We start from the raw sequence: 19165 nt of genomic DNA, 5'->3' as shown, positions 1-19165 counted from the left end.
TGGCTTAAAGATGCTTCAATCCAATTTGCACGGCTGTGCAGAAAAAATAAAATCAGCCGGCGATCCTGGGGAGGAGACGCTTATGCCAGCGTTTTTGGAGGTGGCGGACGCGCGCGTTCGTTATGGCAACAATGAAGTTCTCAAAGGCGTAAATCTATCCGTCAAGAAGGGTGAGTTCGTCGCGCTTCTCGGCTCGTCTGGGTGCGGCAAGACAACCCTGCTGCGTGCGATTGCAGGCTTCAACATGCCGTCCAACGGCGCGATCCGTGTAGACGGCAGAGACGTCACCAAATTGCCCCCAGATAAACGCGGAATGGCCCTTGTCTTCCAGTCTTACGCGCTCTGGCCGCATATGACTGTCGCGCAGAACATGGGTTATGGTCTGCGTATTCGTGGCACGACGAAGGAGACCATCAAGCAGAAGGTTGATGAAGTTGCTCGCCTGCTGGGGCTGGATGCTTTGCTGGAGCGCAAACCTGCCGCCCTTTCCGGCGGACAACGCCAGCGCGTCGCCCTCGGGCGCGCCCTCGCCATTCAGCCTGACATCCTGCTTCTCGATGAGCCGCTCTCCAATCTCGATGCACGCATCAGACTATCGGTTCGCCATGAGATCAGCGCTTTGCAGCGCCGTCTCGGCATTACAGCTGTTCACGTAACGCATGACCGGGAAGAAGCCATGGTCATGGCCGACCGTATCGTCATTCTCAATAATGGCGAAATTGCACAGGCAGGCGCTCCAGAAGAAGTTTACAACCACCCCGCCTCGGATTTCGTCGCGGCATTTATGGGCGCTGAGAATCTGATCGAAGTACCAATCCAGATCAAAGCCGACCGTATCGAGATCGCGGCAGGCGCCAACAACAAGGCGAGCACGATTTCGGCAGGCCGCCGAAATCTGTCCGATGGCATGGCATCGGCTCGTTTCCGCAGCGAAGCAGCCTGTCTCACCAAGCCGGGAGTTGATCGGAACTCCCCGACGTCCGAATTAGCCCTCAACGGCACGGTGGAGCAGACCAGCTATCCCGGTGGCCTCTGGAGACACATGATCCGCGTCGGGGATCGGCACATCATGGTCGACGCTCAGGAAAGCCATCAGCCCGGCGCCAATGTTGAAATCCACATACCTGAACACGCCCTGTTTCTGTTCGACAAATAGTCAGGCGCCTGCCGTCTTTTCGTCAGTGTGCTGATGATGCGTCATTGAGTTAATGGGAGACTAGAGATCAACGAAATACGCAATTCACGTTGGACTTGATCGTGCACAGCTGTGCACATTGACCTCGCCGTCTTTCCCGCACCAAAACGGGGCACCCCGTTTCAAGATCGTTTTCACGGGCATTTTCGTGCCCGTGAATGACACCATTCCCGATAGACGCCACTGGATGCACTGCATCTGCTTTCAATCAAAAGACCGGAAATCCCGGTTTCATACAGGAGTCCTTTTCATGAGAACTATCCTGAACGCGGCAATGGCAATTGGTCTCACCGTTGCACCCGCCACCGCCGATGAGCTTACCGTCATCACGGCAGGTGACCAGAACATGGTTGACTATATCAATCAGTATCTCGGACCGTTGTTCGAGAAGGAAAATCCCGGAACGACCGTTCGCGTTGTGGGAACAGGTCCCGGCGATGCGGGTTCGCAGAAGGTTCTCGAGCGTTTCGAAGCCCAGTCCAAGGCTGGCGTGGAAAAATGGGACACCGACGTCGCCGTCGTCCACGAGAAATTCGTCGGACCGATGGTAACGGCGAAGTTCCTCGAAAATTATCGCGGCAAAATCGACAGCGGTAAGCTGGTGACGCGCGATAATGCGAAAATGGCGCTCGGTACGGATGTCGACGGCTACGTCATGCCGATGTTCAACAGCCAGACCGCACTTGCCTACAATCCTGCACTCGTTGCCAATCCGCCAAAGAGTTATGACGAGCTCGTCGCATGGGCCAAGGAAAACCCAAAGCAATTCGGCTATAACGGCATCAAGGGTGGCGCATCGGGCGTGAGCTTTGTTATGGGCTGGATCTATGCTTATGGTGGCGACGCAGACAAGCTGATGAAGGGTCCATTCGAAGAGGGCGAAGCGAAGAACTGGGACAAGGCGTTTGCTTCGCTAAAGGACTTTACAAAGAACGCCACCCTCACCCCAGGCAATGCAGGCACGCTCGACATGTTGAGCCGTGGCGAAATCGCGATGGGACCAGTATGGGTGGACATGTTCTATTCGTGGAAGGCGAATGGACAGCTTCCGCCGGAAATGAAACTTGTCCTACCAGCTCCCGGCATGCCCGGTCAGCCGATGCATTATGTGATCCCGGAAAAAAGCGCGCATAAGGAACTGGCCGAAAAATTTGTCGCATTGGCGACGAGCCCGAAAGTACAGGCCGAAGGTATCGTGAAGCGCTTCAACTGGTATCCGGGCATCGATGCCGACCATGTCAAGGCAGAGCTGGACGGTGACACCTGGAACAAGCTCTTCACTGACATTTCGCCGGACGAGCTTGCTAAATACGGCAAACCCTTCCCAATCGCACCTTATAACAGCGCGATTCTGGAAGCTTATGAGCGTCAGGTCGGCAATTAAGTCCGACAATCCTGCCTTCTATCGGAGCGCTTTGACGAACTGGGTTCCATTCGGAGCGCTCCGAAATTGACGCCGGATTACGCAATCAAAGCACCACGAGTGTTTCCGGCGCGCATCCTACTTCATGAGGTTTCGAATGTCGCATCGACTGACGGGGATTCTTCTTGTCGCGCCGGCACTGGCGATCGTCCTATTGCTGTTCATCGTACCGCTTTTTGGAGCGATCACCGGAGCTTTCAACGTTTCCGGGGAATGGGGAACCGGCAATTTCACCAAAGCATTCGAACTTTATTCCAGCGACATCATCTTCACCTTTGTCATCGTTACACTGTCGTCCCTGCTGATTGCGTTATTCTCTATCGCCATCAGCGGTTACCTGACGCTTGGCTCGAACCCGCGCGCTGTCACTGTTCTGCGCTGGCTCTATCGCTGGCCGCTTTTCATCCCCTTCATTGTCGTTGGCCAGATACTCCGCACCTTCCTTGCCAAGAACGGGTTGATGAACAGCCTGCTCATCGAAACAGGGGTCCTTACCCCCTTGCAGGCAATGAGCTTTCTCGACTGGCGTGGCATCGTCATTGCATTCGTCTGGAAACAGACGCCATTTGTCACGTTGTTGCTGGCAGGTGCAATGGCATCCATCGATCGCAGCACGATTGAATCCGCTCGCAATCTTGGTGCCGGGCGGCTGCGCATTCTCATCGAGATTGTTCTGCCGCAAGTCCGCCAAACGCTGCTCGTTGGGTTGATACTGAGCTTTGTCACCATGATGTCCGTCTTGTCCGTGCCTTTGATGATCAACGCCCAATCACCAACGATGATCACGGCAAACATGGCATTCCGTATCAATGCTTATGGGGATTACGGCGTCGCAAATGCATTGGGTACGATCTCGCTCCTCATGACCAGCCTCGTCGCCTGGGTTTACCTGCGCCAGACCATGAAGGAACACGGCCAATGAGCAACATCATCGACTGGCGCTGGATACCACGTGGCATATTGCTTGGTCTGCTCGCCTTCGCGATTTTCGGGCCACTCGCCAACCTGCTTCTGTGGGCTGTAGCTGAGCGTTGGTATTTCCCACACACACTGCCGCTTCAGTATGGTTTCTCTTTCTGGACGAATGTGTTTTCGCCTCGCGGCAATGCGCTCTCGTCACTTGGCACAAGCGTTCTTATTGCAGGCCTGACAGTGATCGTTTCACTTGGCCTCGCCATTCCCGCCGGTTACGCTCTCGCACGCCTGAAACTGCCGTTTCGCGGGCTGATCCTGCTGACGCTGCTGATCCCGCAAGCTTTTCCGAACCTGCCCGTTTACGTAAACATCGCGCAGATGTTCTACTCTTTCGGCCTGAATGGCACGATAACAGGTGTCGTTCTGGTGCATGTCACTCATGGTCTGGTCTATGCCGTCTGGATCGCCACGGCAGCGTTTTCGGCAATTGATCGGGAGCTTGAAGAAGCGGCGCGCTCAATGGGCGCTTCCGCCCTCAAGACGTTCTTCGACATCACCCTGCCAATAGCCGCACCGGGTTTGCTTGCAAGCGCGATCTTTGTCTTTCTTGAATCGCTCGACGAGTTCACCGGCACTTATTTCGTTGGCGCCCCTGATATTTCCACCCTGCCCTTGCTGCTTTATACAGCGAGTTCCGGCGGCAATTATCAAATCGCGTCGATCAGCGCATTGATATTGCTGGTGCCATCAATTGCCTTCATGTTCGTGGTCGAGCGCTTCCTCAGGGCCGATGTTCTTTCAAAAGTAGGGCGATAAAATGCCGGATAAAGAAATGCAGCGAGAACAGGACAGCGCGGATAACCAGCCACGGTTCATCAGCGCGCACGAAGTCGCGCTCGAGGCAGGCGTGTCACGCTCCGCTGTGTCCCGAACCTTTACGCCTGGCGCCAGTGTTTCGCCCTCAACACGCGAGAAAGTGCTGAAAGCTGCCGAAAAGCTGGGTTATCAGGTCAACGATCTTGCACGCGGTCTTCTTGCCAATCGCAGTCGTATCGTCGGAATGATTGCGGCAGACCCGGATAGTCCTTTTCGCTCCCGCCAGATTGCAGCGCTTTCCCGTCGACTTGCAGCACGTGGCAGTGTGCCGGTGTTGATCCCGACCGGCCAGCATGGAGAAAACCTCTCTGCGGCCCACGAAACGCTGTTGCGCTATCGTGCCGAAGCGACGGTAGTTCTTTCCGGCATGCCCTCGTCGTCATTTGTCGATCTTGCCCAACGAAACGGCCAGACCCTGATCCTCGTCGGACGAACCGAAGAGGGAGCCGATCATATTCACATCAACAATCGACTAGCCGCCGAAACGGCTGTCGAAATTTTCGCGGCACGAGGCATGAAAAAGCTTGGCCTCATAACGTCGAATGTCGGTAGTCTCAATCTGATTGAACGTGAGGAAGCTTTCATCGCCAAAGGCAAAAGCCTTGGATTGAGCGTCAGCGTACAGCGCGGTGACCTGACCGACTATGACGGCGGCTACGGCGCGGCCTCCTTACTCCTCGGCGAGCAAGAGCGCGTCGAAGGCGTGTTTTGCGTCAACGACCTTATGGCTTTCGGCCTGATGGACTGCGCACGCGATGTCTTCAATCTCTCTATTCCTGACGATATTTCGGTTATCGGCTTCGATAATGTCACGGAAGCACGCTGGGGGGCCTACCGGCTGACAACATTCGATCAGAATGCTGAACGCCTTTCCGCCGAAATCATCCGTCTGCTTGACGAGAGACAGGCCGCACCAAATGCGCTGCCTCAGACAGTTGTGCTCGAACTACCGCTCATATTGCGGAACAGCGTCAGGCCACTTAAAAACGAACGCGGCGTTCGAGGGATGCCAAATCAATGACTTTCCACTCCATCTGGTTGCGTCCTGCACGCGATGACCTCAAATTTCTGGAATCCATCGTTGCAGAACTGGCTGGCCACTTTGCTTCGCCCGTATTTGAACCACATGCGACACTTGTACCCGATATGAAACGCTCGGCAGACGAACTGCTGCCGCTGGTGCTCAGCCTTGCGGTCGGTCGCAAACCTCTGGATGTTCTCATTGAGAACGTGACCGGAACCGAGGCTTATTTCCGCTCTTTCTACGCCACGCTGCAGAAAACACCTGCACTCATGACACTGAAACAGGATTCACTGGGTATATCTGGAGAGAACGACATCTCGACTTTCCTTCCACATGTTTCGCTTGCCTATGGCGTTGCTGATCGAGCTTCGCGCGCAACAGAGATGACTCGCCTAGCAAGATCACTTGCTGGTCGCAATCTACGCTTCGACCGAATGGTGATCGTCAGTTCTTCAAGCGAGACACCAATCGATCAATGGATCGTCAAACACGAAATTTATCTTGCCGGATAGAAAAAGCCTGCCAGTCGGCAGGCTCTCTATACGCCCTCTCGGCTCTAAAGCGGACGCGGATACTGCCTGTAAACCTTTTCGATATCAGTCAGGACATCTTCCGACAGTTTGACTTGATGGGCCGCGATATCGGTCTTCAACTGATCTACAGTCGTTGCACCTATGATGGCCGAGGTCATAAACGGGCGTGTCAGTGTAAAGGCAATCGCCATCTGGGCGATGTCGAGACCGTGCTTCTTCGCAACATCGATATAGGCGCGAATTGCGGGCTCTGAGTGAACATTGTTCCGCCAGATGCCGCCTTCGGAAATGACCGCGCGCGAACCGGCGGGCAACCTGCCGCCCAGATATTTCCCGGTCAGAACGCCAGCTGCAAGCGTCGAATAAGCAAGCAGTCCAACGTCTTCGCAGAGCGCCAGCTCTGCCATGTCAAAATCGAACTGGCGCTGCAGAAGACTATATTCGTTCTGGATTGAGGCGATGCGTGGCAGACTGTGCTGCTCCGCCAACCGAAGCCACTGCATCGTTCCCCAGGCTGTCTCATTGGAAAGACCGATATGCCTGATCTTTCCGTCGCGAACCATGTCTCCGAGCCCGAGCAGAACATCATGCATCTGTTGAGTTTCTGCCGCACAATCCGTGTTGGACGGATCGAAGCTCCAGCTCTGGCCAAAATGGTAGTGTGCACGCATCGGCCAATGGACCTGATAGAGGTCAATATAGTCCGTCTGAAGCCGTTTCAGACTGTTCTCCGCCGCCTCGCGAACACTGGTTCGGCTTGGCCTGGCGCCGTCTCGAATCCACTTCTGCCTACCGCCACCGGCGATCTTGCTCGCCAGTACGATCTTGTCACGTTTTCCAGATTTCTTGAACCAACTGCCAATGTAGGTCTCTGTCTTGCCATAGCTTTCTGGACTCATCGGAATGGCATATCCCTCGGCAGTATCAATAAAATTGATACCAGCATCGAGAGCAATGTCGAGCTGCTCATGAGCATCGGACTCGGTATTCTGTACACCCCAGGTCATGGTGCCGAGGCAAATTTCAGTGACAGTAAGGCCGGTACGGCCCAAAGGCTTCATTTTCACGAGAATTTTCCGGATCGATTGTTCGCAACTGCGCGATATGAGAATGGGGCCAATTGATAGCCCCACTCTTCCGTAACTGACAAGCCTGTCACGAAAGTTTTAGATAAAACTATAGAAACCTTTCAGCCGAATAAGGTTTCGGATCGACAAACGGTTCTTCTCCGACAAGCATCTCAGCAAGCAAACGCCCTGTCGCAGGTCCAAGCGTCAAACCGTGATGAGCATGGCCGAAATTGAACCATAGTCCCTTATGTTTTGGCGCCGCCCCAATAACGGGACGCATATCCGGCAAGCAAGGGCGCAATCCAAGCCACGGCGTCGTTTCGATGGCGTCTCCCAACTGGGGCACAAGCTTGCGCGCTATTTTCTCGTCCTTCTTGAGCTGTATATAGTTGGCAGGCGCATCCGGTGAAGCGAACTCTATGCCTGTCGACAGCCGCACACCCTGCACCATTGGGGCAAGAACATAGCCCGCTTCTTCATCCACCACTGTATGACCGAGCCGCGAGCCATCCTTCATGGTGAAATGAAGATGATGACCACGCTTGATGCCAAGCGGGACCGGATAGCCGAATTTTCGGAAGATGAGGCCGGATTGCGGACCAAGCGCCACGACAACATCGCGCGCATGGACGACCGCCTCCTCCGTCGTCACCTGCCAGCCACTCTCATTCTGTGCCAGGCTAACAGCATCTCCGTGAGCAACGACGCCGCCATTCCTGTGGAACAGATCAGCGTAGGCTTTAACCAGCCCACCCGGGTTCACAACAGTCTTGGGGTCAAGCCAGTGAATGCCACCAGCCACATCGCCAAGCGACGGTTCACGCTGGCGCAAGGCTGCCGCATCCAGAATATCATAAGACAGTTTGAAGTGCTGCAAACCGGGCAAACGGCGCACTGCTGCGTCGAATGCAGAAGATGACCGGAACACCTCGATCCATCCTTGCGACCGGATCAACCGTTCACTGCCCGACTGGGTTACCAGAGTATCATGCTCGCGAACACTCGCTTCAATCAAGGGCAGCATGGCATTCGTGGCAGTCATCAACCGCTCTGGCGACGATTCCCGCCAATATTGAAACAGCCAGCGAGCCATCTTCGGTATGTAAAACGGGCTGTAGCGAACGTCTGAGCGACGGTTCATCCCGTACCGCACGAGCGTCCAGAAGCCTTGCGGAAAGGAATAGGGAATGACGCTTGATCGCTCGATCAGACCGGCATTGCCGAAACTGGTACCATTTCCGGGCTCGCCTTTGTCAATCAGGCAGACAGAACGACCTCGCGCCTGCAGATGTAGTGCCGTGGACACGCCAACAATACCGGCGCCCAGAACGATGACATCTTGTTGCTGAATCGGCATTTCCGGCATCCACCAAACCAAACAAATAAACGCGCCGATTGCAGCCGGCGCGTTGTTGCTTACAGCAAAGAGCTGTATCTTTTACAAGCAATCAGTAGATGTCGAAGTCGAAATATTTCTTCACGATCGTGACATAGGTTCCATCGTCGCGAATTTTCTTGATTGCCGCATTGAACTGTTCGCGTAGATCGTCATCGCCCTGACGGAGCGCAATTCCGGTATCGGTCTGCGTGCCGGGAATATCGCCGATAAGCTTGCAACAATCCGCACCATCGCCCTTGATCCAGTCAGAAATCGGGAATTTGTCGGAAACAACCGCATCAAGCCGCCCATTCTTCAGGTCAGCATTGGCTTCGTCGGCAGTCGGGTAAAGCTTAACATCAGCGCCAGCCTTGCCGTAGACATCCTCCGCATAATTGCCCTGCGTCGTTGATCCCTGAGCGCCAACCGACTTTCCCTTGAATGCTTCGGCATCCAGCGATGTGATCGGGCTATCCTTCGACACGGCAACGGAAAGTGGTGTGGAGTAATATTTGTCCGTGAACGCAACTTCCTTCTTGCGCTCTTCCGTGATGCTCATCGATGCAATGACCGCATCGAACTTGTTCGACTTCAGGCCGGGAATCATCCCGTCCCAGTCGTTAGCAACAATCGTGCACTTGGCATCCATCGCCTTGCACAGGGCATTGGCTATTTCGACATCAAGTCCCTGAAGCGAACCGTCCGCCGCCACGAAATTGAAAGGTGGATACGCACCTTCGGTGGCGATGCGGATTTCTTTCCATTCTTTGGCCTGCGCCGGCAAGGCAGCGATTACAGATGCTACGCCCGCAAATAGGATGGCTTTCAACATAACTATTCCCCTTACTGCTTTGTTATCGTTGTAATTGGCAGGGCACCCCCCGCGAATGGTAGCGTCTGATTTCATGCGCTTGCCATGACTGAAGCACCGGACGCCTTCCACTGCAAGCAGGTTTTGAAGACGCCCGGAGTCTAATTTGTCACATCAATAGATGTCGAAATCGAAATACTTCTTGCGGATCGTTTCGTAGGTGCCGTCGTCACGGATTTTCTTGATTGCGGCGTTGAACTGTTCACGCAGATCGTCGTCACCCTTGCGCAGGGCAACGGCGATCTTCGTTTCAGAACCCGGAATATCACCAAGGAACTTGCAGCAGTTTGCGCCCTGCTTTTTCAGCCAATCTGCGGCGAGGAATTTGTCGGCAGCGATCGCGTCCAGACGACCGCTTTCGAGATCAGCATTGGCTTCGTCAGCCGTCGGGTAAAGCTTCACATCCGCGCCTGCCTTGCCGTAGACATCATCAGCATAGTTGCCCTGCGTGGTGCCAGCCTGTGCGCCAACCGTCTTTCCATCGAATGCCGACGGATCGAGCGAAGTCATATCCGTATCCTTCGGCACGACAACCGCAAGCGGCGTCGTGTAATAGCGCTCGGTGAAGGCAACCTGCTTTTCGCGCTCTTCGGTGATGGCCATCGAAGCGATGACTGCATCGAACTTGTTGGCCTGCAGGCCCGGGATCATGCCGTCCCAATCATTGGCGACAATCGTGCACTTGGCTTCCATCGCTTTGCAAAGCGCATTTGCGATATCAAGATCGAAACCTTCAAGCTTGCCATCTGGAGACATGTAGTTGAACGGCGGATATGCACCTTCGCTGGCGATACGGATTTCTTTCCATTCCTTTGCCTGAACAGGCAAAGCGAGGAAGACGGAGGCCAGACCGGCCAGCAAAACTGATTTCAACATGACTTTCCTACTTCTTTAGAAGCGCACCCGAGAACTGTGAAACGGTTCTCAGTCAAGATGCGCCGGTAGACACACATAAGGCGGAGTAGCACATCCATCCGCCAGTCTGGATTGGGCAATGCGCTTAAACCCGATCCGATTCAATTGCGACTTTGATAGGACAGATTGACCGAATACCAAAACGCAAAAGGGTCTGCTGCGTACCAGCGCAACAGACCCCGCATTCATGCGGCAGAAGCTATCAGGCAACCATACGTGCGCAATGATCTTCTTGTGCATATGCCTTGCCAAAGCGGTTCGAAAGGAATGCTTCGAGCGTAATGTCTTCCTGGCGGATAAAGCCCTGCTGCGGAAGATCACCCTTGGCCAGCATGTCGAGCACAGCGCAGATCGCCGAAGCCGTGGTAATCTGGATGCCCGAGCGAATGATCTTGCCAACCGGAGCGGCATAAACCTTGTTTGCGTAGGTTTCCTGAACCAGACGGCCGTTCTTGGTGCCGGAAACGGTCACAAAAATCACCACGACGTCCTGAAGAGTCGTCGGCAGGGCATTTTCGAAGATGTCCTTGAGCACTTCACGGCGATGACGCAGGCCGAGATCGTTGAGGAGCGCCTTCATCAGCGCAACGTGACCCGGGTAGCGGATGGTGCGGTAGTTGAGCGTGCGAACTTTGCCTTCCAGCGTTTCGCAGAGCGTGCCGAGGCCACCGGAGGTGTTGAAAGCTTCGTAGGTAACGCCGTCGAGCGAGAACTCTTCGCGTTCTTCGAGAGCAGGAACTTCGCTCAGCTCGCCATTCACGATGGCTTCGCACGGCTCGATATATTCGTTGATGACGCCGTCGGTGCTCCAGGTCAGATTGTAGTTCAGAGCATTCGAAGGGTACTGCGGCAGAGCGCCAACGCGCATACGAACGCTGTCGAGCTTGTCGAAACGCTTCGCCAGATCATAGGCAACGATGGAGATGAATCCAGGAGCAAGGCCACATTGCGGAATGAAAGCGGTCTTGGCTTCCTTCGCCAGTTCCTTGACGCGGCGTGTGCTGGCAACATCTTCGGTCAGGTCGAGATAATGAACACCTGCCTTAGCAGCAGCTTCGGCGATACGGGTCGTCAGATGGAATGGAGCGGCGCTGAGTACAGCGAACTTTCCGGTCAGAGCAGTTTCAAGAGCCTTGGCATCTTCAATATCAAGCGCCTGCGTCTTGACTTCTGCGCCCGATTCCAGTGCATCGAGCTGCGCCTGAGAGCGGTCGACAACGGTAACGGCATACTCGCCTGTGGAAGCGAGAAGATCGGCAATGGTGGCACCGATTTTGCCTGCGCCGACAACTACGATCTCTTTCATATAACTTTCCCCTTGGAATGCAATTCGGATATGCAAGAATCGCATAGTTCTATGCAAAAAGAAGCATACAAACTGACGATATGACGTTGTTTGTTTGCACATATTGACGTATTTAATATGCATTATGACGACAGAAGCCGATCTTACCCTCATCGCCCTCCTCCGTGAAAATGCCCGCGCCTCGACAGCTGACCTCGCACGGCGCCTCGGAGTGTCCCGAACTACTGTCCAAAGCCGCATCGAAAAGCTTGAGAAACGCGGAGTTATAGAGGGCTACACGGTACGAATCGCACCGGAATTCGAGCGTGATCTGGTTCGCGCTCATGTACTGGTGACCGCACTACCCAAGCTCGCGCCCAAAGTCGAAACAGTTCTGCGCGGCATGATGGCCGTTCGCTCGCTCCATTCCGTCAGCGGGCATTTCGATATGATCGCCGTTGTGGAAGCTCCTTCTATACAGGAACTCGACGCCGTTCTGGATCGTATAGGCGCGCTGGAAGGCGTTGAGCGCACGATGTCATCCATCATCCTTTCGACGCGGATCGATCGCTGAGGCACAAAGATTAGTACGGCAGCAAACGAGATCCCTCGCACCTATCAGATGGAGATTGCTCCACTGGAGCGCTTTCGGCGAAAGAGCATCGCCGCAAGGCCTAAAAGCACGGTGCCTGCGATGAACAAAAATGCTGCGGCAGCGATAGCCGGACTGATATTTTCTCGAATTGTCGAAAACATCTGGCGTGCCAAAGTACGCTGATTTGGACCAGCGACGAACAGCGTCAGCACAACCTCGTCCAATGAAGTCGCGAACGCCAATACTGCACCAGACGCGATGCCCGGCATGGCGAGCGGAAGTGTGACTTTACGAAAAACTGTCAGAGGCGATGCGCCAAGACTTTCGGCTGCCAATTCAACACGGCGGTCGATACCTGCCAGAGCACCCGTAACGCTCACCAGAACAAAGGGGATCGAAATCACTGTATGCGCAACAATCACACCGAGATAGGAATTCGCTATTCCGAGCCGGACAAACAATAGCTGCATACCGACGCCCATAACCACGGCGGGAACGACCATGGGCAACAGGAACAAAGTTTTAATGGGGCCTGAAAGAAACAAAATCCTGCTGCGCAGGCCAAGTGCTGCCATCGTTCCCAGCACAGTCGCCAAAATCGTTGTTCCTGATCCGATAATAAGGCTGTTGACGATTGCGCGCCGCCAGACATCCGCCGTGGCGAGTTCTTCAAACCAGCGCACTGACCAGCCGGGCACTGGATAGGTCAGAAACACGCTGGATGTGAATGCAAGTGGAAGAATTGCAAACAGCGGAGCAATCAAAAAGACCACCGCGGCCACACCGAACAGGATTTTCGCGAAACGCCCCATGTTCATGCTCTCCCCCGCTCGTCAGCGGTGAGCCGTCCGTAAACGGCATAGAGTACGAGACAGGCGACGAGCAACACGAGCCCCAATGCACCAGCCATACCCCAGTTGGCCGAACCGGTTGCGTAATAGGCGATGATCGAGCTTATCATCTGGTCGCCCGGTCCACCGATCAGAGCCGGAGTTATATAGTAGCCAATAGCGCTCATGAACACGAGCAGCATGCCAGACAGGATGCCACGCATACTTAAAGGCAGTAGTACCCGCACGAAAGCCCTCCAAGGCGGTGCGCCGAGCGATGCAGCAGCCGGCATGAGATTGCTCGGGATCGATACAAGAACGCTATAAATCGGCAGCACCATGAACGGCAAAAGTACATGGGTCATGGCTATCACTACCCCTGCCCTGTTGAAGATCAACGGTAGCGGTCCATCGGTGACGCCAAGCCAGATCAACGTATCGTTGATAAGTCCCTTGTCCTGTAGAAGAATGAACCAGGCCGCAGTACGCACCAGCAATGATGTCCACAACGGCAACAGAACTGCCGCAAAAAGCACACTCCTGATCCAGCCTGAGGATGATGTGAGCAAGACGGCATAGGGATAGCCAATTATTGCACAGGCAAGTGTCACCAGCGCGGCAATCCAGAACGTGCGCAGCATAATCGCCCGGTTGGCCGATGTACCGGGCGCCATTGAAACAATTTCTCCGGATGTATCGCGCTCCATATCGACCGCCGCGAGCAGGTTGCGATCAGTTGTTGGTGAAAGCGCATTCGCAATAGCATGCCAAAACTCCGGTCGGCTCCATCGTTTGTCGATCATTTCCAGGTCAGGAACAGGATCGCCCTTCTCGATGGCTGAAAGTGTTTTGCTCATCAAGGTACGAAAGCCCGATTGGGCGCTGTTCAAGCGGCGGACCATGTCGCCTACGGCCTGCTGGTCGGTCGAAGCCTTCAAGTCTGCCACGAGCGCCTGTTTCATTTCAGGTGATGGAGCCGATTGTCCGTCCCAAAGAGTTACAGCCTCGGCGGTCTGGGGGAGAACACGCAAAACCGCCGTATCTGACACGGCCTGTTTCATCATCACCCCAAGCGGCCACAGAAAAAACAAGACAATGAAAACAAGCAGGGGCGCGATCAGAAATATCGCTCGGACAGTTTTGCCGGATGGAACCGTCATGCTGCAATAGTCCAGCAATCTGCAGCATTGAACCCCGCTACGACATCTGTTCCAGGCGCCCATTCACGCGCTTTCCTGTCAAGACGCACAATAAAGTCATGAGCGCTGGCATCCAGCTGGATACGCAGATGATCCCCTTGATAGACACTGTCGATCACACGTGTTTTAAGAAGATTGTCTGAACCACCTTCCCCGCCCAGTTCGATGCGCTCGGGCCGGATGGACAGAAGAACTTTCTGTCCCGCCCCCAACGTTCCCTTCGATGATGCGGTTAGTGTGCCGCCATCCTTCAGGCGAATGAAAGCGCTCGTACCTTCCACCCGCTCGACCGTTCCTTCAGCAAGATTGGTTTCGCCTATAAATTCGGCGACGAAACGGGTCTGCGGCTCATCATAAATTGCACGCGGCGTGCCAATCTGTTCGATTTTTCCTTTGTTGAAGACAGCGATCCGGTCCGACATAGTCAGCGCTTCGCTTTGATCATGGGTGACAAAGACAATCGTCAGTCCTAACCGGCCATGCAACGCACGAATGTCAAGTTGCATCTGTTCACGCAACTGCTTGTCGAGCGCGCCAAGCGGCTCGTCCATCAGTACCACGCCCGGCTCGAAAACCAGTGCACGGGCGAGCGCCACGCGTTGTTGCTGTCCGCCAGAGAGTTGCGATGGCTTGCGTTCACGCATTGTGGAGAGCTGAACCATATCGAGCACCTTATCCACCAGCTTGCCAATCTCTGCTTTCCCAACACCTCGCATCTGAAGCGGAAAGGCGACATTCTCGCCAACTGTCATATGGGGGAAAAGCGCGTAGTTCTGAAAAACCACTCCCATGTTGCGCTTGTATGAAGGAACCGTATTGATTGCCTTGCCATCGACATGGATTGCTCCACTGCTTGGACTTTCAAACCCGGCAAGCATCATCAAAAGCGTCGTCTTGCCTGAACCGGAAGGACCAAGAAGGCTCACGAATTCACCTCGATCAATATCGAGGTTCAAACCATCTATAACTTTGAAATCACCGTAGGATTTGCTGATATTCTCGAAGCGGATGCGGCAGTCCGTCAATGAATCACTCCATCTTCCGGAAAACAGGGAAACCCCGCCGATATTGCACCGACGGGGCCATGACTGTGAATTATTGCGCCAGCCAGGCGTTGAAGCGCTTCGTCAACTCTTCGGAATTATCGATCCAGAAATCCACGTTAAGAGGAAGGGCGTCTTTCAGATTGGCTTCCGCCGTTGGAAGATCCGATGCGAATTCCGCAGGCACCTTGCTTGCAGCTTCCTTGTTCGGCAGACCGTAAGCGACATATTTCGGCAGCTTCACCTGATTGTCGGGCTGGCTGGCAAAAGCAATGAAATCCAGCCCTGCATCCTTGTTCTCGGCATCTTTCAGGATCACCCAGCTATCGACAGCATAAATGCTGCCCGGCCAGACCACCTTGAAGTTCTTGCCTTCGCTCCTGTTTATGCCCGTGATGCGCCCATTATAAGCTGATGCCATCACAACTTCATCCGAGGCCAGCAATTGCAGTGGTTGTGCCCCTGCTTCCCACCAGACGATATTCGGCTTCAATTCATCAAGTTTTTTGAACGCGCGATCCACGCCCTCCGGGGTTGAGAGCACATCATAGACCTCATCCTTGCTGACCCCGTCGGCGAGGAGAGCGAATTCAAGCGTATACTTGGCACCCTTACGCAAGGAGCGCTTGCCTGGAAACTTCTTCACATCCCAGAAATCAGCCCAGGATTGTGGGCCATCTTTCAGCTTGTCCGCATTATAGGCGATTGCTGTCGACCACACGATTGCCCCTACACCGCAATCATTGACCGCACTGTCGAGGAACTTGTCCTTGCCGCCAACCTTGTCCCAATCGATTTTCTCGTAAAGACCGTCAGCACAGCCGAGAGCGAGTTCTTCGGCTTCTACCTGCACGACATCCCAGTTGGGTTTTCCTGCTTTCACCTTCGCCTGAACGACGCCGTAACCACCGTCCCAAGATTCATCTAGCAAAGGTTTGCCGGTCTTCTCGGAAAAAGGTTTGAAGTAAATTTCACGCTGGGCGTCCTGATAATTGCCACCCCAAGACACGACCGTCAGGTCGCGAGCAGCAGCGGAGCCAGTATAAAGTGCAGTTGCGAGGAGTCCGCCCATCAGGGCAAGGCGAGCAATTTTCATCGACATGTTCCCCATTTTGGTTCGGCGGGTTGTTCCCGCCGTTGTTGTAATGAGGTCATGCTAACTTGATCGGTAGTCGTGGGCAATATTGTAGTCGTCCAAGAATACAAAAGTCGCACCTGATCTGCCGGAGGGAGCGCCCGGATTTGTCATTTACTCAGGCTCAAGCGCGTTCCAGCGCAATGGCGATCCCTTGCCCGACGCCGATGCACATCGTTGCGAGAGCATATTTGCCGCCATTGAGCGCAAGTTCGAGCGCCACCGTGCCCGCAATACGCGCCCCGGACATGCCGAGCGGATGCCCGAGCGCAATAGCGCCACCATTGGGATTGACGCGTTTATCGTCATCGGCAATTCCTAGATCGCGCAACACTGCCAGTCCCTGCGACGCAAATGCTTCATTCAGTTCAATCACATCGAATGCATCGGGTGCGATACCGATACGCACAGATAGCTTCTTTGTCGCCGGAGCGGGACCAATACCCATAATGCGCGGAGGAACACCCGCCGTGGCGCCGCCCATAATACGGGCAATCGGTGTGAAGCCGTATTTCTTGATGGCTGCTTCAGATGCGATGATAAGCGCGGCAGCTCCATCATTCACACCGGAAGCGTTACCCGCCGTCACAGTGCCCCCCTCACGAAAGGGCGTGCCCAGCTTCGCCAGTGCTTCCAGGCTCGTGGCGCGAGGGTGTTCATCCTTGTCGACAACGACCGGATCGCCCTTGCGTTGCGAGATCGTGACCGCAACGATTTCCTTTGCAAGGCGTCCATTGGCTTGCGCGGCTGCCGCCTTTTCCTGACTGCGAAGTGCAAAAGCGTCCTGATCCTGCCGCGAGACGTTGAAATCTTCGGCAACATTTTCACCCGTTTCAGGCATAGAATCGACACCATACTGTTTCTTCATCAAAGGGTTGATGAACCGCCAGCCGATTGTGGTATCGAAGATTTCCGCCTTGCGCGAAAATGCAATGTCGGCCTTAGGCATGACAAAGGGGGCGCGGCTCATGCTCTCCACACCGCCAGCAACGAGCAGTTCCGCCTCACCAGCCCTGATAGCGCGTGCAGCCGTTATGACTGCATCCATCCCGGAACCGCAGAGACGGTTGATCGTCGTTCCAGACACTCCTACCGGCAGCCCGGCCAGAAGCAGCGACATGCGCGCAACATTGCGGTTGTCTTCCCCCGCCTGATTGGCCGAGCCAAAAATCACATCGTCGACAGCTTCCCAATCGACGGAACCATTACGCTCCATAAGCGCTTTCAGCGGAATGGCGCCGAGATCGTCGGCACGCACGGAAGAAAGCGCGCCGCCATAACGACCAATGGGAGTGCGAATGTAATCGCAGATATAGGCTTCACTCATTACATGGTCTCACAACTCGGGAACAACGAGATCGGCGACCGGGCCGTCGATATGCAGCTTTGCGCCGGTCATGGCTTGAAGGTCTTCCAGCGTCATGGCGGCCAGCTTTTCACGCAACACGAAACGCCCCTTGTCGATATCGATCACAGCATGGCTGGTATAGATGCGGGTGATACATGCGACGCCGGTTAGCGGAAAAGTGCACTTTTCAACCAGCTTCGGTTCACCCTTCTTCGTTACATGCTCGGTGATGACGACAACTTGCTTCGCACCATGTACCAGATCCATCGCACCGCCCACTGCGGGCACGCCTTTGGCGCCAACACGCCAATTGGCGAGATCACCGTTCTGGGCAACCTGATAGGCGCCGAGAATCGCGACATCGAGATGTCCGCCGCGCACCATCGCGAAACTATCGGCATGATGGAAAAATGCCGCGCCGGGCTTTAGCGTAACAGCCTTCTTGCCAGCATTGATCAGGTCCCAGTCTTCCTCACCTGCTGGCGGCGCTTCACCGAAATCCAGAACGCCATTTTCCGTGTGAAAAATCGCTTCGCGTCCTTCCGGTTGATAGCGGGCGACCATTTCGGGAAAGCCAATTCCAAGATTTACATAGGCACCATCCTGAATATCCTGCGCGGCGCGCCATGCGATCTGGGCGTTGGACAGTTTGATGTCATCATGAATATCAATCATCATACGTAGGTCACTCCAGCACGAATGAGCTCTTCTTCTTGCTGCGGATTTGCAACTTCAACGACACTGTCGACGAAGATACCCGGCGTGATGATATTTTCCGGCTCAATGCCGTTGAGCGGAACGATTTCCGATACCTGAACAATCGTCCTTGCAGCAGCCATACACATGAGTGGATTGAAATTACGCGCAGCCATGCGGTAGGTCAGATTGCCGTGCGTATCGCCAAGATGCGCTTTAATGAGCGCAAAATCAGCTTTCAGCCAACGCTCCTGCACATAAGGTCGTCCATCAAATTCAGCTATTACCTTGCCTTCGGCGAGTTCCGTGCCATAGGCTGTCGGCGTGTAGAACGCCGGGATACCAGCGCCACCTGCCCGGATACGCTCAGCAAGCGTTCCTTGCGGTACAAGTTCCAGATCGATTTCACCGGCAATATATTTGTCCGTGAAAGCGCGCGGATCGGAAGACCGCGGGAATGAACAGATCATCTTGCGAACCATCCCGGCATCAATCATTGCCGCGATGCCGATGCGCCCATTGCCCGCATTATTGTTGATCACCGTCAAGTTCTTCGGCCCCTTATCGATCAGGGCATGGATCAATTCTATTGGCGCGCCTGAGCCACCGAACCCCCCGATCATGACCGTAGCGCCATCGCCTATTCCGGCAACAGCCTCGGCCAGACTTCCGATTGTCTTGTCCATTTTACCTCCATACCAGAGCGTTCGAGCTTCGTGCTTGAGCGTCCGGTCGCAATCGCACTGGAGTTAGCCACCTCGTCGGCAAAGGGTCAAACATTTTGTGCGATAATTGACATTTGTTCATATATCGCACAAATTATCTACTCAAATT

At 54.6% G+C, this 19165-nt stretch carries 19 protein-coding genes; 7 read left to right on the top strand and 12 right to left on the bottom strand.

Annotation, left to right across the window (positions count from 1 at the left end):
• Window positions 1-82: 82 nt before the first annotated feature.
• The 6 genes from OHI65_RS08450 to OHI65_RS08425 all read left to right on the top strand — a co-directional run bounded on the left by OHI65_RS08450 (window position 83) and on the right by OHI65_RS08425 (window position 5945).
• A complete protein-coding gene (locus OHI65_RS08450; RefSeq protein ID WP_036587259.1) occupies window positions 83-1156 on the top strand; it encodes an ABC transporter ATP-binding protein in 1074 nt (357 codons plus the stop codon).
• 289 nt (window positions 1157-1445) lie between these two features.
• Complete coding sequence (locus OHI65_RS08445) at window positions 1446-2579, top strand: extracellular solute-binding protein (RefSeq protein WP_029375970.1); 1134 nt, start codon at window positions 1446-1448, stop codon at window positions 2577-2579.
• Window positions 2580-2715: 136 nt separating this feature from the next.
• The gene (locus OHI65_RS08440; protein WP_125302549.1) at window positions 2716-3540 is read left to right on the top strand and encodes an ABC transporter permease; all 825 of its coding nucleotides are present in this window, start codon (window positions 2716-2718) and stop codon (window positions 3538-3540) included.
• Complete coding sequence (locus OHI65_RS08435; protein WP_010658892.1) at window positions 3537-4349, top strand: ABC transporter permease; 813 nt, start codon at window positions 3537-3539, stop codon at window positions 4347-4349. Before OHI65_RS08440 ends, OHI65_RS08435 begins: the two co-directional genes overlap by 4 nt.
• 1 nt (window position 4350) lies before the next feature.
• On the top strand, window positions 4351-5430 hold the full coding sequence (locus tag OHI65_RS08430; protein ID WP_125302552.1) for a LacI family DNA-binding transcriptional regulator: 1080 nt from the start codon (window positions 4351-4353) through the stop codon (window positions 5428-5430).
• Entirely contained in the window at window positions 5427-5945 is a 519-nt protein-coding gene (locus OHI65_RS08425) for a haloacid dehalogenase (RefSeq protein ID WP_125302555.1), read from the top strand. The genes OHI65_RS08430 and OHI65_RS08425 overlap by 4 nt, the downstream gene beginning before the upstream one ends.
• Window positions 5946-5989: 44 nt before the next feature.
• On the opposite strand, the gene OHI65_RS08420 is transcribed toward OHI65_RS08425, so the two are convergent.
• From OHI65_RS08420 to OHI65_RS08400, 5 genes are all read right to left on the bottom strand, one after another.
• Entirely contained in the window at window positions 5990-7027 is a 1038-nt protein-coding gene (locus OHI65_RS08420; protein WP_125302588.1) for an aldo/keto reductase, read from the bottom strand.
• A gap of 115 nt (window positions 7028-7142) precedes the next feature.
• Window positions 7143-8393 (bottom strand): NAD(P)/FAD-dependent oxidoreductase, encoded by a 1251-nt coding sequence (locus OHI65_RS08415; RefSeq protein ID WP_012093087.1) that lies wholly within the window; start codon window positions 8391-8393, stop codon window positions 7143-7145.
• A gap of 91 nt (window positions 8394-8484) precedes the next feature.
• On the bottom strand, window positions 8485-9246 hold the full coding sequence (locus tag OHI65_RS08410; RefSeq protein ID WP_094515705.1) for an ABC transporter substrate-binding protein: 762 nt from the start codon (window positions 9244-9246) through the stop codon (window positions 8485-8487).
• A gap of 153 nt (window positions 9247-9399) precedes the next feature.
• Complete coding sequence (locus OHI65_RS08405; RefSeq protein WP_010658898.1) at window positions 9400-10161, bottom strand: ABC transporter substrate-binding protein; 762 nt, start codon at window positions 10159-10161, stop codon at window positions 9400-9402.
• Between the two features lie 241 nt (window positions 10162-10402).
• Window positions 10403-11506, bottom strand: a complete 1104-nt coding sequence (locus tag OHI65_RS08400; protein WP_010658899.1) for a saccharopine dehydrogenase family protein — start codon at window positions 11504-11506, stop codon at window positions 10403-10405.
• A gap of 124 nt (window positions 11507-11630) precedes the next feature.
• Here OHI65_RS08400 and OHI65_RS08395 point away from each other — a divergent pair, with 124 nt between their 5' ends.
• The gene (locus tag OHI65_RS08395; protein ID WP_012093088.1) at window positions 11631-12059 is read left to right on the top strand and encodes an Lrp/AsnC family transcriptional regulator; all 429 of its coding nucleotides are present in this window, start codon (window positions 11631-11633) and stop codon (window positions 12057-12059) included.
• A gap of 44 nt (window positions 12060-12103) precedes the next feature.
• Here the strand turns inward: OHI65_RS08395 and OHI65_RS08390 are convergent, their stop codons facing one another.
• From OHI65_RS08390 to OHI65_RS08360, 7 genes are all read right to left on the bottom strand, one after another.
• Window positions 12104-12892 (bottom strand): ABC transporter permease, encoded by a 789-nt coding sequence (locus tag OHI65_RS08390; RefSeq protein ID WP_094515704.1) that lies wholly within the window; start codon window positions 12890-12892, stop codon window positions 12104-12106.
• Window positions 12893-12894: 2 nt separating this feature from the next.
• Window positions 12895-14070 carry an ABC transporter permease gene (locus tag OHI65_RS08385; RefSeq protein WP_125302558.1) on the bottom strand — a complete coding sequence of 392 codons (1176 nt, stop codon included), beginning with the start codon at window positions 14068-14070 and terminating at the stop codon, window positions 12895-12897.
• Window positions 14067-15134: an ABC transporter ATP-binding protein gene (locus OHI65_RS08380; RefSeq protein WP_125302560.1), complete on the bottom strand. Its 1068-nt coding sequence runs from the start codon at window positions 15132-15134 to the stop codon at window positions 14067-14069. Before OHI65_RS08380 ends, OHI65_RS08385 begins: the two co-directional genes overlap by 4 nt.
• A 70-nt stretch (window positions 15135-15204) precedes the next feature.
• Complete coding sequence (locus OHI65_RS08375; RefSeq protein WP_012093092.1) at window positions 15205-16248, bottom strand: ABC transporter substrate-binding protein; 1044 nt, start codon at window positions 16246-16248, stop codon at window positions 15205-15207.
• A gap of 163 nt (window positions 16249-16411) precedes the next feature.
• Window positions 16412-17614, bottom strand: coding sequence for a 3-oxoadipyl-CoA thiolase (gene pcaF / locus OHI65_RS08370; RefSeq protein ID WP_125302563.1), 1203 nt, complete (start codon window positions 17612-17614; stop codon window positions 16412-16414).
• A 9-nt stretch (window positions 17615-17623) separates the two neighbouring features.
• Window positions 17624-18313 (bottom strand): CoA transferase subunit B, encoded by a 690-nt coding sequence (locus OHI65_RS08365; protein ID WP_125302565.1) that lies wholly within the window; start codon window positions 18311-18313, stop codon window positions 17624-17626.
• Entirely contained in the window at window positions 18310-19017 is a 708-nt protein-coding gene (locus OHI65_RS08360; protein ID WP_125302568.1) for a 3-oxoacid CoA-transferase subunit A, read from the bottom strand. The genes OHI65_RS08365 and OHI65_RS08360 overlap by 4 nt, the downstream gene beginning before the upstream one ends.
• Window positions 19018-19165: the final 148 nt, after the last annotated feature.

This window comes from Brucella sp. MAB-22, assembly GCF_025908475.1.
Lineage (GTDB): Bacteria > Pseudomonadota > Alphaproteobacteria > Rhizobiales > Rhizobiaceae > Brucella > Brucella anthropi.
Note: the sequence above shows the minus strand (reverse complement) of the source record. Positions and strands in the feature narration are given on the sequence as shown.

Coding starts and splice junctions, on each gene's coding strand:
- OHI65_RS08450 (WP_036587259.1), top strand. CDS start 83: ATGCCAGCGTTTTTGGAGGTGGCGGACGCGCGCGTTCGTTATGGCAAC.
- OHI65_RS08445 (WP_029375970.1), top strand. CDS start 1,446: ATGAGAACTATCCTGAACGCGGCAATGGCAATTGGTCTCACCGTTGCA.
- OHI65_RS08440 (WP_125302549.1), top strand. CDS start 2,716: ATGTCGCATCGACTGACGGGGATTCTTCTTGTCGCGCCGGCACTGGCG.
- OHI65_RS08435 (WP_010658892.1), top strand. CDS start 3,537: ATGAGCAACATCATCGACTGGCGCTGGATACCACGTGGCATATTGCTT.
- OHI65_RS08430 (WP_125302552.1), top strand. CDS start 4,351: ATGCCGGATAAAGAAATGCAGCGAGAACAGGACAGCGCGGATAACCAG.
- OHI65_RS08425 (WP_125302555.1), top strand. CDS start 5,427: ATGACTTTCCACTCCATCTGGTTGCGTCCTGCACGCGATGACCTCAAA.
- OHI65_RS08420 (WP_125302588.1), bottom strand. CDS start 7,027: ATGAAGCCTTTGGGCCGTACCGGCCTTACTGTCACTGAAATTTGCCTC.
- OHI65_RS08415 (WP_012093087.1), bottom strand. CDS start 8,393: ATGCCGATTCAGCAACAAGATGTCATCGTTCTGGGCGCCGGTATTGTT.
- OHI65_RS08410 (WP_094515705.1), bottom strand. CDS start 9,246: ATGTTGAAAGCCATCCTATTTGCGGGCGTAGCATCTGTAATCGCTGCC.
- OHI65_RS08405 (WP_010658898.1), bottom strand. CDS start 10,161: ATGTTGAAATCAGTTTTGCTGGCCGGTCTGGCCTCCGTCTTCCTCGCT.
- OHI65_RS08400 (WP_010658899.1), bottom strand. CDS start 11,506: ATGAAAGAGATCGTAGTTGTCGGCGCAGGCAAAATCGGTGCCACCATT.
- OHI65_RS08395 (WP_012093088.1), top strand. CDS start 11,631: ATGACGACAGAAGCCGATCTTACCCTCATCGCCCTCCTCCGTGAAAAT.
- OHI65_RS08390 (WP_094515704.1), bottom strand. CDS start 12,892: ATGGGGCGTTTCGCGAAAATCCTGTTCGGTGTGGCCGCGGTGGTCTTT.
- OHI65_RS08385 (WP_125302558.1), bottom strand. CDS start 14,070: ATGACGGTTCCATCCGGCAAAACTGTCCGAGCGATATTTCTGATCGCG.
- OHI65_RS08375 (WP_012093092.1), bottom strand. CDS start 16,248: ATGAAAATTGCTCGCCTTGCCCTGATGGGCGGACTCCTCGCAACTGCA.
- pcaF (WP_125302563.1), bottom strand. CDS start 17,614: ATGAGTGAAGCCTATATCTGCGATTACATTCGCACTCCCATTGGTCGT.
- OHI65_RS08365 (WP_125302565.1), bottom strand. CDS start 18,313: ATGATGATTGATATTCATGATGACATCAAACTGTCCAACGCCCAGATC.
- OHI65_RS08360 (WP_125302568.1), bottom strand. CDS start 19,017: ATGGACAAGACAATCGGAAGTCTGGCCGAGGCTGTTGCCGGAATAGGC.